A 14,019-nucleotide genomic window follows, 5' to 3' on the forward strand; every position below is an offset into this window, starting at 1 on the left:
CGGCGGCGCACCTTAGGTGACGGAGCGTCAGCCGGTGACCTGGACGACCGCGGTCTGGCCGGCCGGGACGGTCACCGTCGCGTAGCTGTAGGTGTTGCCGTCGACCGTGGTGGTCTGCACCGACTGGGCGACACCGTTGACGGTGATCCCGCTGTGGCCGCCGGTGAACTGCGCCGTCCAGGTGAGGGCACCGGTGCCGGAGGTGTTGGTCAGGGTCGACTTGGTGAGGCCGTCATGCCGCAGGGACACCGTGTGCGAGCCGACCGGGATCGAGGTGAGCTGCAGGTAGCCGATGTCGCCCGGGAGCTGGGCGTGGGTGGTGAGCGCGTTCGCGGCGGCGTTCGGCTGGACTCCCATCAGGCCCTGCACGGTCTGGCTCAGCAGGGTGAAGGAGACCTCGGGGTAGTCGCTGTTGAGGAAGCCGCCCGAGTGCTGGTTGTTGATGTTGTTGTAGATGTACTGCATCCACTTCCAGCCGGTGGCGCTCATGTTGTGGGCGAAGAAGACGTCCGGGAGGTAGGTGTCCGCCTCCAGGTTGCTCGGTGCGCCGGTGCCGGAGGCCTGGCCGTCGATGAAGTTGAGGTAGTTGGTCTCCCGGTAGCCGGAGTTCATGATGCCCTTGAGCGGCATGAACCAGGAGTTCTCCTTGCCCCAGTCGGTGTAGGCCGTGCCGCTGGTGTCATAGGCCCGCACCACGGTGTTCCAGTTGCGCGGGTTCCCGCTCCACGCGTTGTTGTAGTAGGTCTTCAACTGCGTGGCCAGGTTGGTGTACTTGGTGGCGTCCGCGGTGTTGCCCTTGGCGGTGGCCAGCGCGGCAGCGGCCAGGTAGGCCTGGTACTGCGAGCCGATCGAGTCGCCCGACTCGGCGAGGGTGGCGCCGTTCTCGTTGTAGCTCGCCACGCCCTGGAAGATGTCCCCGCTGCTCGCCTCGGCGATCGGCACGCCGTTGTTGTTCAGCGGCCCGGTGTGACCGGCGATGAACGGGCCGGTCGTGTTGGCCACGTACGAGGAGAGCGTGGGGTCGTTGAGGTAGTCGCTGTCGCCGGTCCACTGGTAGGCGTCGTTGACCTTCTGGGCCAGCTCGAACGGCGCCGGCAGCTCCCGGACGAAGTCGGTCGGGCTGTGGTAGTCGATCGAACCGGGCGTCTTCGCATCGAAGTTGACCGACCAGTACGGGTCGTAGTTCTGCCCGGCGGTGGCGGAGGCGGCGAACGACTTCAGCATGGTCTTGTTGTCCGCGTCCAGGCCCAACAGGTGGGCCCCGGCCAGCTGGTGGGCGAAGTCGCGCGAGTAGAAGTCGGAGCGGAACGGGTAGCCGGCCCAGTAGGTGTTGCTGTAGACGCCCTGCCCGGCGCCGCCGGAGTTGTTCTCGTCCGCGTTGATCGGACCGGTCGAACCCGGCTGGCTGGCGAAGGAGTTGGCCTTGGTCTTGGCCCAGTCGAAGAGCGCGGCCAAGGTGGCGTTGTCGGAGCTGAGCTGCGGGTTGTTCGGCGCCGACCGGGCGACCGAGATGTCGTCGACGTTCACCCAGCCGGTGGGCGCGGAGCCGATCGCCACGGTCACCGCGTCCCCGGCGTGCACCTGGACGCGCGGCAATGTGTACTTGGCGTAGGTGGACTGGCTGGGCAGCGTCAGGGTGGCCGCGGTGCTGCCGTTGACCTGGACGCTGAAGCTGCCGCCCGCTGCGCCGGTGGCGATCCAGGCGCTGACGTCGTAACTGCCGTCCTGCGGTGCGGTGATGCGCTGGCTGACCTGGTAGCCGGTGCCGGCGTCCAGGTAGGCCGCGGTGCTGCCCAGGTGCGGGTTGTTGCCGGCGGTGCCGGAGTGCGCGGTGAAGGTCCAGCCGCTGCTGCCCTGCTCGAAGCCGGGGTTGGCGAACTGCAGCGGGTCGGCCCGGGTCAGCAGCCACTCCTGGTTGCTGCCGCCATTGCAACTCCACTGCTGGATCTGGGTGTTGGGAGTTGCTGAGCCGTTCGGCAGGTCCAGGCAGAGCGCCGGGCTCTGCGGGTGGATCACGGTGCTGCCGTCGCCGGCCGTTTGAAGCGTGAACTGCTCGCCGGCGCTGCCGTCGCAGGCGTTTTCGACCAGTGCGGCGCCGGATGCCGTGCCCGGAACGCTTAGGCAGGCGTTCGAGGCAGCCCGGTCGGCGATGGTCCAGCCGCCCTGGCCGTTGGCGGTGAGCTGCCAGCGCTGGCTGAGCAGGTCCTGGCAGGGCTGCTGCACCACCGGGGTGCCGGCGGCGGTGGCGGCCCACTGGCCGCCCAGGCACTGGCCGGTGGCGGTGGAGGCCAGGAAGTAGGAGCTTCCGGAGACTACGGCGTCGCTGGTGGCGGCGCCGGCCTGGCCGGCCGGTATCAGACTGACTGCGCCGGCGGCCAGTGAGACCAGGCCCAGATGCGCGTGGATGCGGTGGCGGAAGCGGGAGCGGGTGCGGTGCGGCAAAGGATCCTCCGACAGCGTTGTTGGGGGAGTGCCCCGACGGCCTCAGGTGGGGGGCCGCCGGTCGAGGTGGGGGCCGGTCGTGCCGCGCACGACGACCTCGGGTTGGAACATCAGCTCACCGGGCGGGACTTGACGCCCGGACAGCAGGCCGACCAGGCCGCGCGCGACCTCGGCGGCCAGCCGGTCCACCGGTTGGCGCACGGTGGTCAGCGGTGGGTCGGTGAACTCCATCAGCGGGCCGTCGTCATAGCCGATCACCGAGACGTCCCCGGGGACCGACAGGCCCTGGCGGCGGACGGCGCGGATCGCGCCGAGCGCCATCTGATCGCTGCAGGCGACCACGGCGGTGCAGCCGTCGGCCAGCAGCCGTTCGGTAGCGAACTGGCCACCCTCGACCGAGTAGGTCTGGCGGACCACCAGTCCGGAGTGGTCGCCCAGGCCCAGCGCGGCCATGGCGGCCCGGTAGCCGGCCACCCGGCGATCGGCGGGCCGATTGCCCACCGGCCCTGCGGCCATGCCGATCCGGGTGTGGCCGAGCTGCCGCAGATGACGGACCGACAACTCGGCGGCATAGCCGTCATCGCTGGAGTAGGCGATCGAATGGCCGCCCTGGAAGCAGCCGTTGATGCAGACGTACGGCACCGCGCGGCTCTCCAGCAGGTGCAGCACCTCGGGGTCGAACTGGTCGAGGGTGTTGCTGGCGGAGCAGAAGACGATGCCGGTGGCGCCCAGGTTGAGCAGCGACTTGAGGAAGTCCCGCTCCTGGACCCCGCCAGGCAGCGCCGGGCAGACCACCGCGCGCAGCCCGTGCGGGGCCAGCGCCAGCCCGATCTGCTCGGCCAGCACGCTGAAGATCGGGCTGGACAGACCCGGCGTGATCACACCGATCACTCCGCCGCCGGCGATGCTGCGCTCATAGCCCAGTTCGTCCAGCGCCTGCTCGACCAGCTGCCGGGTCCGCGTCGAGACGCCGCTCTTGCGGTTCAGCACCCGGCTGACGGTCGCCAGACTCACCCCGGCACGCTCGGCGACCTCGGTGATCTTCACCTTCTCCTGCTCCATACCACCCTCGAATACGTTGCTGCCAGTGCTGCCCGAACGGCGGCAACTATGTCATTCCGCGTCCCGTGCGACCCGGCAGAGCCCACCGGGCGGGACCGCCACGGCGTGCAGGCCGGGGGTGAGCTTCAGGGTGAGCGGCGGCTGCGGACGGCCGGCGGCGTCGAAGACGTCGAACTGGACCGTCCGGGGTGCCCCGGTGACGTCCAGCAGCAGACGGCGGGCGGGAGTGGCGTTGATCAGGGTGAGCTCGCGCCAGCCCTCGGTGGGCAGTTCGGCGGGGCGGTCGACGTAGCTGGTGACCACCCACTGCTCGCCATGACGGGCCGTCACCTGCGGGTAGAGCTCGTCGGGGCGGCCCGGCTCGTAGTGGCCGCCGGTGAGCGCCGGTTGCAGCTCGCGCCACACGCCCAGCCAGAACGCCAGGGTCTCCCGGTGCGGTTCGGAGAGCTCGGAGAGCCGGGCCGACAGCTGCGGCACGGCGTGCAGTGCGCCCTGCAGCTGGCGGGCCATGGTCTGCGGGGTGGCCTGCGGGTCCCACATCAGCATGTCGGAGTGGACGGCGCCGCCGGGTGCCAGCAGGCCGATGTCCAGGGTGCGGATCCGGTTGGCGACCGCGTCGGCCGGGCAGTCGACCGCGCGCAGGGCGTTGCCGAAGGCGGTCATCGCGGGGCCTGCATACGGCTGGCGCAGCTCGATCACGAAGTCGTCGCCGCGCAGTGCCTGCAGCTCCTCGCGCAGCCGGGTGAGCAGCTGGGCCATCGCCTGGTCGACGTCGTGCAGATAGCCGGCGCCGAGCTCGTCGGGGATCGGCGCACCGGCGTAGACGGTGGCCTCGTCCAGGAAGTCGACCTTCAGCCCGTCCAGTCCGTGGGCCTCGACCACCTCGCGGCAGCTGCGCACGATGTGCTCGCGCACCTCCGCGTGGCGCGGATCCAGGATCCGGCAGTCCAGGCTGTGCACGTACTCCGGGGCGTAGCGGGCCCAGTCCAGATAGGCCTGGGACCGCTCGCCGAGCAGCAGTGGGGCGATCCAGGCCACATAGCGCAGGCCCAGGCCGCGCACGGTCTCGACATGGGCACGCAGATCGGGGAACTTCGCGGGATCGGGCCGCCAGTCGCCGCAGCCCGCGTAGCCGCGCCCGTTGGCGTGCAGCTGCCAGCCGTCGTCCAAGAAGAGCTGGCCGCAGCCGAGTTCGGCCGCCACCGCCGCCTCCCGCTCGACGGCGGCGGCACAGACGTCCTGGGTGAAGGCGTACCAGGTGGAGTAGACCGGGGTGCGGCCGAACTCCGGGACGGGCAGCGGCGCGCCGCCGGGCAGCGTGGCGAACCAGTCGCGCAGCTCGCGCAGCGCGCTCGCCACGCTCTGGCCGGGCGCGGCGAGCCGCACCCGCAGGGTGGCGCCCGCGGCGAGCCGGCAGCGGAGCCAGATGCCGAAGCGCTTCTGCTCCTCCGAGACGCCGAACCGGATCGCGGTCTGCTGGGCGGTGCGGTCGGCGCCGAAGGCCAGCATCGTGGCGCCGGTGCTGTCGTAGAGGCAGCCGACCGGCGCCGAGTCGGTCAGCGACACCGCCCGCCAGGGCGACCAGTCGGCGGGCACGGTGCGCACCCAGCCGGCGTTCGGGTGCCAGTAGCCGGCCGCGTCGCCCAGCGGTACGTCCAACCGCAGCGTCAGTTCCACGGGTTCGGCGGCGGTGACCAGCACCAGGTCCTGAGTGTGCGTCAACTCGACGGACCCGGCGGGTGCGTGGGCGCTGATCCGGGCGTCGTGCAGCTGCAGCTGCTGGGTGCCGGGGTGCCACTGGTCCGGGGTGAAGGTGGGCAGCGCGGTGAGGTCGATGGAGCCGGTCTCCACTGGGAGCCTTCCTGGAATGGGGGTCGGTGGTCGGTCGGTGCTGGCAGCCCGAGTCACTGCTTGACGGCTCCGGCGAGCATCCCGGAGACGAAGTGCTTCTGGAGGAAGAGGAACAGCACGGCCATCGGCACGGCCGCCACGGCGGTGCCGGTCAGCAGTTGGCCGTAGTCGACGTCGGAGCTGCCGGTCAGCGCGGCCAGCGCGACCGGGATGGTGTACGAGGACGGGTCGCGCAGCGCGACCAGTGGCCAGAGGAAGTCGTTCCACTGGAATAGGAAGAGGAACATCGCCAGGGCGGCCAGGGCCGGCTTCATGGTGGGCAGCGCGACCCGGAAGAACAACCTCAACTCGCCGCAGCCGTCGATCCGTCCGGCCTGCAGCAGCTCGTCCGGCAGCGCGCGCATGGACTGGCGCATCAGGAAGATGCCGAACGGCAGCGCCAGGTTGGGCAGCAGCACCGCCTGGTAGGAGTTCAGCCAGCCCAGGTTCACCATCAGCTTGAACAGCGGCACGATGGTCAGCTGGGTCGGCACCACCAGGGCGAGCAGCAGCACCGAGAAGAGGAAACCGCGGCCGCGGAACCGGTACTTGGCGAAGCCGTAGCCGGCCAGCGTGCAGACGATGCCGCCCAGCACCGTGTAACTGGTGGCCATCAGCACGGAGTTGAGCACCACCTGGCCGAAGTCGACCGAGGTCTGCAGGTGGGCCAGGTTGGCGCCGAGTTCACCGCCGGGCAGCAGGTGGGGCGGTCGGCCGAAGATGTCGTGCTGGTTGTGGGTGGCGGCGATCAGCAGCCAGTACAGCGGCGCGACCGTGAAGGCGAGCAGCACCAGCAGCAGGCCGGTCAGCAGCACCTGGCCGCGCTTGCCGGCGCGGAAGGCCGGTCCGGTGCGGGCCATCAGTCCTCCTCCTTGGCCAACTTGACCTGGATCAGGCCGAAGACCGAGATGATCAGCACCAGCGCGTAGCCGATCGCCGAGGCATAGCCGAAGTCGAAGTACCGGAACCCGGTCTGGTACAGGTAGACGCCGATCGTGGTGGTCGCGTTGTCCGGGCCGCCGCCGGTCATGATGAACGGCTCGTCGAACAACTGCAGGGTGCCGATGGTGGAGAGCACCACGGTGAGCAGCAGGGCCGGGCGCAGACCGGGCAGGGTGATGTGCCAGAACCGGCGCCAGGCGCCCGCGCCGTCCACCGCGGCGGCCTCGTAGTGCTCGTCCGGGATGCCCTGCAGCCGGGCCAGGTAGATCACCGCGTTGTAGCCGGTGTAGTGCCAGGTGAGCGCCAGCATCACCGAGACCTTGGCCCAGAACGGATCGGTCAGCCAGTGCACTTCGGGCAGTCCGACCAGGCTCAGCAGCCAGTTCACCGCCCCGGAGTCCTGGTTGAGCAGCGCGCCCATCATCAGGCCGTAGGTGACCAGGCCGGTCACCACCGGCAGGAAGAAGCCCAGGCGGAACAGCGGCTTCCAGCGCAGCAGCGCGGAGTTGAGCGCCACCGAGAGGCCGAGCGCCAGGCAGAGCATCACCGGCACCTGCACCACCAGGATCAGCCCGGTGTTGCCCAGGGCCTTCCAGAACAGCGGATCGTGGATCAGCCGTTGGTAGTTGCCCAGTCCGGTCCAGGTCTGTGTCATCCCCTCGGTGTGGTAAAGACTGAGGACGAAGGACCAGCCGATCGGGTAGAGCCGGAACGCGGCGAACAGGGCCAGTGCGGGCAGGATGAAGAGGTAGGGAGCCAGCCGGGCGGTGCCCCCGCCGGTGCGGCGTGCGGTGCCGGCCGGCCGGGCGGGTCTCTTGCCGCGCTCCTTGGCCCGCTCCCTGACGGCCAGGCTCATGCCTGCGACCTGCGGGTCTGCTGGGCCAGCTGGGAGGCGGCGGCCTTGAGGACGGCGGCCGGGGCGGCGCCCTGCAGCAGCACCTTGGTCTGCGCATCGTCCACGGCCTTGAGCGCCCGGGCGTAGTCGGAGGTGTAGTTGGTGGGCGTCGAGGGCTTGGAGAGCTCCTCGACGAAGACCTCGGCGTACTTCTGGCCGCCGAAGTACGGGTCGCTCTGGTGGAAGACCGGGTCGTCGTAGGCCTTGAGCAGGGCCGGGAAGATGCCCTTGGCCTTGAAGATCGACACCTGCGAGTCCGGCCGGGTGAGCGCGAACTCGGCGAAGGCGAAGGCGGCGCGCTGGTTCTTGCTGGTGCCGGAGACCGCCAGATGCGTCGAGTTGACGATGGCGGACCGGGACCCGCCCGGGGTGACGGCCGGCGGCAGGATCAGCTGCCAGTCGCCCTTGAGGTCGGGAGCCAGGGCCTCCAGGTAGCCGCCGTACCAGGCGGGGTCGGGGCAGACGGCCACCTTGCCGGACTTCACAGCGGTGTCGTAGCCGGTGGTTCCGGGGGAGCCCTGCACATCGGCCAGCAGCCCGGCGTCGTCCATCTCCTTGATCAGCGTCAACGCCCGCACGGCTTCCGGGGAGTTGAGGGTGATCTTGCCGTCCAGGTTGAAGTAGAAGGCACCCTGGAGCTGCATCAGCAGCTGGAACAGGTTGGCGGAGTCGGCCTGGGAGGCGGACTTGTCGACCGCGAACAGCGCGGTGCCGGTGGCGGCCTTGACCTTCTTGCCGGCGACGATGACATCGTCCCAGGTCAGCAGCGAACTCGGGTCCACGCCGGCCTTCTTGAACAGGTCGGCCCGGACGAAGAAGCCGGCGGCGTTCGCCTCCCAGGGCAGCGCGTAGACCTTGCTGCCCCGGGAGACGGTCTGCCACAGGCCCGGGGCGAAGGCGGAGGAGTACTGGTTCGCGCCCAGTTGGCTCAGATCGGCCAGGCCGCCCGGGAACTTCTCGATGTAGCTCGGCAGATAGTCCACGCCGATGTGCAGCAGATCGGCCAGCCCCTGGCCGCCGGCCTCCATGGCAATGGTGATCTTGTCCCAGATCGCCGGGTTGCCGATGTCCTGGACGTTGACCTGGACCTTGGGGTGAACGGCGTTGAACGCCGGTATCAGCGCCCTGAGTTCGGCGGCCGGGTTCTTCCAGCTCCAGACCGTGATCGACCCCGACGGCTCGCCCGAGCCGCCCGTCACCGCGCCGCCGCCGCTCGAGCCGCCGCACGCGGCCAGCGTCCCGGCGCCACCGGCGGCCAGTGCCGCGGCGCCCAGCCCCCTCAGAAATCCGCGCCGACTCGGTCCGCCCACGACTCTGCCACCCATGCCTGGGTCTTCCTCCCTCGAAGCGTGCCACCACACCGCACAGCGGTGGCGGCACGCGTGCCTCGGCCGTCTGTGTCGCTGACGGCCGAGCAGGAATGTAGTCAACCGAACGGATGTGAACAATAGTTTTCGCACTGTTTTCGTCGTGTGGTGCGAAAACGAGATGCAAGGATCCTGGCTGGTGGGTCCAGTGGGGCGGTGTTCTCACTGGCTGCAACGGGTGCTGACGGCATGTAGGGCTTGGCGGACGCGGGCGGATGCGACTGCTGCCGGACTGTTGACTTGTAGTGGATTCTGTTTGATCCTGTTTGGCGGGCGAGGGCCCATGCCCGCTGCGGCCACATCCGGCGAGGGGTGGCCGCAGCGGGTCCACCGGCGCAGGCTGGCCGGGCTGACGGCACGTCATGGCCACTGTGCCGCCCGATAACCGGTGGACAGCGCACGCGGGGTCGGCAGACTTGATTGATGATCGAATCAGCTGTGAAGGCCGACCTTCGGCTCTACCTCCAAGACGCCCGCGACGCACTGCTGCTGAAGCTGGAGGGCCTGTCGGAGTACGACATCCGGCGGCCGCTGACGCCCACCGGCACCAACCTGCTGGGCCTGGTCAAGCATGTGACCAGCGCCGAGGCGGTCTACCTCGGTGACAGCTTCGGGCGGCCGTTCGCCGCGCCGGGGCTGTGGGTGGCGGGCGCGGCCGAGGCCAACGCGGACTTCTGGGCGCGCCCCGACGAGTCCCGGGAGGAGCTCGTCGGCCGCTACCGCGCGGTGTGGGCCCACGCCGACGCCACCATCGCAGAGCTGCCACTGGACGCGCTCGGCACCGTGCCCTGGGGGGCCAGGCTGCAACTGCCGCTCCATCGCATCCTGATCCATGTGATCGTCGAGACCCAGCGCCATGCCGGCCAGGCCGACATCGTGCGCGAACTTGTCGACGGCGCCGTCGGCTTGCGCGCCGTCGACGACAACATGCCGGAACGGGACGGGACTTGGTGGCAGGAGTACCGGGGCCGCGTGGAGCGGGCGGCGCGCGAGGCGGCATTGCAGTGGTAATACCCGTACGATAGACGGGACTTGGAGGCGATGAGCGGCGCGCTCCAGGCCCGGTGCTCAGCGGTTTCGATGGTGGCCCCCGCGGCAGCAGCGGGGGTCCTTTCCTTGCGCCACCGCTCGCGGCCGACGTCATCAGAGCCCGGCTAAATCCCGTTGGCAGCTTGGAGTCCCACGGAGGCGCTTTCCGCCAATCACCGAACTCCCTGAGCCCAGAGCTGCGTTCACCGTCGACCAGGGCCTGAAGCCGCGGGCTCGCCTCCAGTAGTCGATGCCGTATAGTCGGATCCGACTATTAGGGGGCGGCGAACAGATGGCGAAGCGGAAGGTATCCAACCCACTCGCGTTGGCCGTGCTGGGGCTGCTGCAAGAACAGCCGATGCACCCGTATGAGATGGCGTCCACCCTGCGGGAGCGGCACAAGGACAGCAGCTTCAAGGTCAACTCCGGGTCGCTGTACGACACGGTCGAGGCATTGGTCCGGCACGGCTGGATCGAGCCGGTCGAGACCGCGCGCGATGGCCGGCGGCCGGAGCGAACGGTGTACGCGACAACCGAGCTGGGCCACAGCGAGTTCATCCAGTGGATCGATGAACTCCTCCGCGTGCCCGTCGCTGAGTACCCGAAGTTCATGGCCGCAGTGTCCTACCTCGGCGCACTCGGTCCGGCCCGGGCGGCGGAGGCACTGGCCGAACGGGCGGGACATCTGGCCCAGCGGATCGAGGAGACGAACACAGTCCTGGCCGACACGGTCGGCTCCGGCGCGGTTCCCCGGTTGTTCATGATCGAAGTCGAGTGCGCGTTGCACGCCTGGGAGGCCGAGCTGGCCTGGACGCGGCAGACCATCGCCGAGATCCGCGACGGCAGCCTTTCCTGGCCCCAGGTCGAGCGAACCGAGCAGGGATGGACCTGGTCCGCCCCCACAGACGGGAAGGGAAACACCTGATGACCGAGGCGCTGATCGTCGGAGCCGGCCCGGCCGGGCTGTTACTCGCCTGCGAGCTCCGAACTGCCGGCGTCGACACGGTCGTTGTCGAACGCCACGCGCAGCGGCCGGACTTCTGCCGGGGCTTCAACCTCAATGCCCGCGCCCTGGACCTGCTGGCGCGGCGCGGTCTCGCCGAGAGGCTCATCGGAGAGGGCTGGCAGGTGCCACACGCCGCGTTCTCCGGTCTACCGGTCACACTTACCCTCGCGGGCGCGCACACCGACCACCCGTACTCGCTGGGCATCCCGCAAACCAAGGTCGAGGACATACTCGAGGCGCACGCCGTCGACCTGGGAGCCGACATCCGGCGCGGACACGAACTACGCGCCCTGGAACAGGATTCCGAGTCTGTCACCGCCACTGTCACCACCGGCGCCGGTGAGTATCGCGTCCGGGCCGCGTACCTGATCGGTTGCGACGGCGGCCGCAGCACCGTCCGCAAGCAGGCCGGCATCGACTTCCCCGGCACCGAGGCGACCCGCTTCTCCCTGCTCGGTGACGTCGAGCTCGCCGACCCCGAGGCGTTGCCGTTCGGCGCGACCACCGGCCCCGGCGGGACCGTGTTCGTCATCCCGCGCCCCGGCTACGTGAGGCTCATCACCACCGATCGGAATCCCCCCGAGGACAAGGACACCCCGGTCACCCTGGGCCTTCTCCAGACCGCGGTGGACGACGCGCTCGGCCGCCATGTCGAGCTGCGCGCCGCGCGCTGGCTGACCCGGTTCGGCAACGCGGCCCGGCAGGCGTCCGAGTACGTCCGGGGCAGGGTCATCCTGGCCGGGGATGCCGCGCACATCCACCCGCCGGCCGGGGCGATCGGCGTCAACGTCGCCCTGGACGACGCGTTCAACCTCGGCTGGAAGCTCGCCGCCACCGTGCGCGGCACCGCGCCGGCACACCTGCTCGACAGCTACCACACCGAACGGCACACCGCCGGCGCGCACGTGCTGGCCAACACCCGGGCGCAGGTGCTGCTCGGCGAAGCCGACGATCGGCTCGGGCCGCTCACCGACCTGCTCACCCGCGTCGCCAGCCACCCTGCGGGCAACCGGGCACTCGTGGAGACCATCACCGGGCTGGACACCCGTTACGAGATGCCCCCCGATTCCGACCACCCCTGGCTGGGCCGGCTGGCGCCCGACCTCGCCCTGACCACGGGCGACGGGCGTACGAGCCTGGCCGGGTTGCTCGCCTCGGGACGCGCCGTGCTGCTCGACCTGACCGGAGGAACCACCGTCCGCGAGTCGGCCGCAGGATGGGCGGACCGAGTGGACATCGTCACCGCGACCTGCCCCGACCACCCCGAACTCCGCGCCATCCTCCTACGCCCGGACGGTCACACCGCCTGGCTGCGCACCGCCGGTCCCGACCATGCCGACGGTCTCCACCAGGCGCTGCAACACTGGCACGGCCCGGCAGCACCATCCGACGCCGCGTCTGTGGGAACGTCCCACTAGCGAGCCAGGTGCCGCTGGCGCCGTCGCATACGGTCGGCGGGTCAGGAGGGGTATGGCCGGAGCGCCCTGATTCGGCTCAACCACCAATGCGAGGACGCCCCGTCCGAACCCGGCCAGCGCGGCCGCCGCTGGCGCGTCCCGCGTACCGGTTGAGCCTTGCGTACAAGGCGGTCCGGGTTGGAATCAGAGGATGACTCCAACCCGGACCGCCTCGACTGCGGGGGCCTGTGGCTGGTTGTCCTCGCCGTCGGTGGTCTCGTAGGCACGGTGCGGCTCGCGCAGTTGCCGGTTGCGTGGCACCGGCGGCCGGTGAAGGCATAGCACCCAAGGAAGTTGAGGTGGTCACACTGGAGCGGGAGGCGGGTGAGCAGCCCGTCGGAATCCTGTTACGAGCTCAGGACGCCATCGGGAGCGCCCTCAGTCGGTCACGGAACTCCCTCACTGCTGGGACCGCGCTGTACTTGTCGAGCTGGCGCGAGAACTCGTTCAGCCGAGTCACGGCCCGGTCCGACGAAACCGGCCCCTCCAGTAGCGCAGCACCCGCGTTCGCCGCGTCGAGAGCACCGTCCAGGTCACCCCCAGCCAGCCGCGCCTCCGCGAGCCGGGGTGCGCGGGTGGCCTTGTCGCGCGGTACTGCCATGGCGATCGATGCTTCGAGGGCTGCGGTTGCCCGGTCCGTGCTCCCGGAGCGCAGCATGATCTTGCCTTCGGTGGATTCGAGCTGGGCTTGCCCGTACCACTGAAGCCATTCCGGTAGGGCTTCGCCAGTGCTTCGGTGCCGGTCCCACAGGGCCATGGAGGCGTTCAGTGCGGTTGCCGACTGCTGCGTCTGTCCATCCCGGGACATTGCCTCGGCATGGTGAAGCTGGAGGAAGGACTGAGTTGCAGCGGGCATGTCCTTCGGGGCGCTGTCGATCGCGGTCTCGATCAAGCGGACGCGGCTCTGGGTATCGCCGGCATCCCCTGCGTGAACGCCCATTTCGGCGAGAACGAAGGCGCCGAACGCTCCGTCACCAGCGGTCCTCGACGCGCGGAGGGCTCCCACGTAGTACTGCTGGCCAGCCGATCGGAGGCCGGAGTCGTAGGCGATCCAGCCTGTCAAGTAGCAGATCCGGGCCGCCAAGGCGTACATCCGCGCGCCGACCGCCTCCGTGTAGGTCCCGCTCTTCAGCAGGTCGGTGATCAGGGACAGGTCGCCCTGAGCGTGCTCCAGGAGTCGCCCTCCGCCCAGTTGCTCATCCATTGTGCGGAGTGCCGCGACGCGTTGTTCGAGGGTGCTCACCATGGTGTCGGTTACCCGGTCGCCCGTGAGAGCTGAGGCGAATGCTTCCGGGGCATCGGCCCACATGGCTGCCAGGCCGGTGAGAGTGCCCCCGTGATAGTGAGAAAGCCGCGACGATCCATGCGTCCACTCCTGAGCAGATCCGTCAGTGCCTTCACGGTACCGTCTGTGGTCCATGGCGGGGTAAGGGCGCTGACCTCCCAAACCGGCAGCCACAGAGGCCAGTCCTCGGGCCGAGCCTGATCCTGGGGCACTCCGAGCAGGTCAGCGAGGACATACTGAGCACCCACATCCGGCACTTGCCCCTTGTGCGTCCACTTCCACACCAACGTGCGATTGGTGGCGAGGTTGATCCCGAGCGTCTGGCCTCGTCCGACCATGCGGGACGCCAACTCGCTGGGCCCCCAGTCGCGCAGCTTGCATACGTAGGCGAGCGGATGTGTGGATGGCTCATTCATCACTATCCCCGATCCCCAGATGGCGGTACTGCGAGCCTACTTGTTCCCGCGACATCCTGTGACCTTCCGATCACTGAGAAACACCATAGAAACGTTCCCACGGTTCTTCCAGCCCAGTTGAATGTGTGTCAGTAAACCGGCGGCGGCCCACCTATGCGGGCTTGCGCCGTTGGCTGGCAGGCCGGCGCAGGCGCGCATCTGCCCGCACCTGCGGCCCGGCTTGGGCCG

At 69.6% G+C, this 14,019-nt stretch carries 9 protein-coding genes and 1 pseudogene; 3 read left to right on the plus strand and 7 right to left on the minus strand.

Going from position 1 to position 14,019, the window contains the following annotated elements; genetic code table 11:
- Positions 1 to 27: 27 nt before the first annotated feature.
- Genes E6W39_RS37815 through E6W39_RS37840 form a run of 6 tightly spaced genes read right to left on the minus strand, consistent with a single transcriptional unit; the run spans position 28 to position 8,556 of the window.
- A complete protein-coding gene (locus tag E6W39_RS37815) occupies positions 28 to 2,442 on the minus strand; it encodes an RICIN domain-containing protein (RefSeq protein ID WP_141637309.1) in 2,415 nt (804 codons plus the stop codon).
- 42 nt (positions 2,443 to 2,484) lie between these two features.
- On the minus strand, positions 2,485 to 3,504 hold the full coding sequence (locus E6W39_RS37820) for a LacI family DNA-binding transcriptional regulator (RefSeq protein ID WP_101378686.1): 1,020 nt from the start codon (positions 3,502 to 3,504) through the stop codon (positions 2,485 to 2,487).
- A gap of 51 nt (positions 3,505 to 3,555) precedes the next feature.
- Positions 3,556 to 5,355, minus strand: a complete 1,800-nt coding sequence (locus tag E6W39_RS37825; protein ID WP_141637310.1) for a glycoside hydrolase family 36 protein — start codon at positions 5,353 to 5,355, stop codon at positions 3,556 to 3,558.
- Between the two features lie 53 nt (positions 5,356 to 5,408).
- Complete coding sequence (locus E6W39_RS37830) at positions 5,409 to 6,254, minus strand: carbohydrate ABC transporter permease (RefSeq protein WP_141637311.1); 846 nt, start codon at positions 6,252 to 6,254, stop codon at positions 5,409 to 5,411.
- Positions 6,254 to 7,192 (minus strand): carbohydrate ABC transporter permease, encoded by a 939-nt coding sequence (locus tag E6W39_RS37835; protein ID WP_141637312.1) that lies wholly within the window; start codon positions 7,190 to 7,192, stop codon positions 6,254 to 6,256. Before E6W39_RS37835 ends, E6W39_RS37830 begins: the two co-directional genes overlap by 1 nt.
- A complete protein-coding gene (locus tag E6W39_RS37840; RefSeq protein WP_141637313.1) occupies positions 7,189 to 8,556 on the minus strand; it encodes an ABC transporter substrate-binding protein in 1,368 nt (455 codons plus the stop codon). The genes E6W39_RS37835 and E6W39_RS37840 overlap by 4 nt, the downstream gene beginning before the upstream one ends.
- 465 nt (positions 8,557 to 9,021) lie before the next feature.
- On the opposite strand from E6W39_RS37840, the gene E6W39_RS37845 reads away from it, so the two are divergent.
- The 3 genes from E6W39_RS37845 to E6W39_RS37855 all read left to right on the plus strand — a co-directional run bounded on the left by E6W39_RS37845 (position 9,022) and on the right by E6W39_RS37855 (position 12,051).
- The gene (locus E6W39_RS37845) at positions 9,022 to 9,609 is read left to right on the plus strand and encodes a DinB family protein (RefSeq protein ID WP_141637314.1); all 588 of its coding nucleotides are present in this window, start codon (positions 9,022 to 9,024) and stop codon (positions 9,607 to 9,609) included.
- A gap of 268 nt (positions 9,610 to 9,877) precedes the next feature.
- On the plus strand, positions 9,878 to 10,552 hold the full coding sequence (locus tag E6W39_RS37850; protein WP_220140325.1) for a PadR family transcriptional regulator: 675 nt from the start codon (positions 9,878 to 9,880) through the stop codon (positions 10,550 to 10,552).
- Positions 10,552 to 12,051, plus strand: a complete 1,500-nt coding sequence (locus E6W39_RS37855) for an FAD-dependent monooxygenase (protein ID WP_141637315.1) — start codon at positions 10,552 to 10,554, stop codon at positions 12,049 to 12,051. The genes E6W39_RS37850 and E6W39_RS37855 overlap by 1 nt, the downstream gene beginning before the upstream one ends.
- 394 nt (positions 12,052 to 12,445) lie before the next feature.
- On the opposite strand, the pseudogene E6W39_RS37860 reads toward E6W39_RS37855, so the two are convergent.
- Positions 12,446 to 13,791: pseudogene (locus E6W39_RS37860) on the minus strand (transcriptional regulator).
- Positions 13,792 to 14,019: the final 228 nt, after the last annotated feature.

The sequence above is a fragment of the Kitasatospora acidiphila genome (assembly GCF_006636205.1).
Taxonomy (GTDB): Bacteria; Actinomycetota; Actinomycetes; order Streptomycetales; family Streptomycetaceae; genus Kitasatospora; species Kitasatospora acidiphila.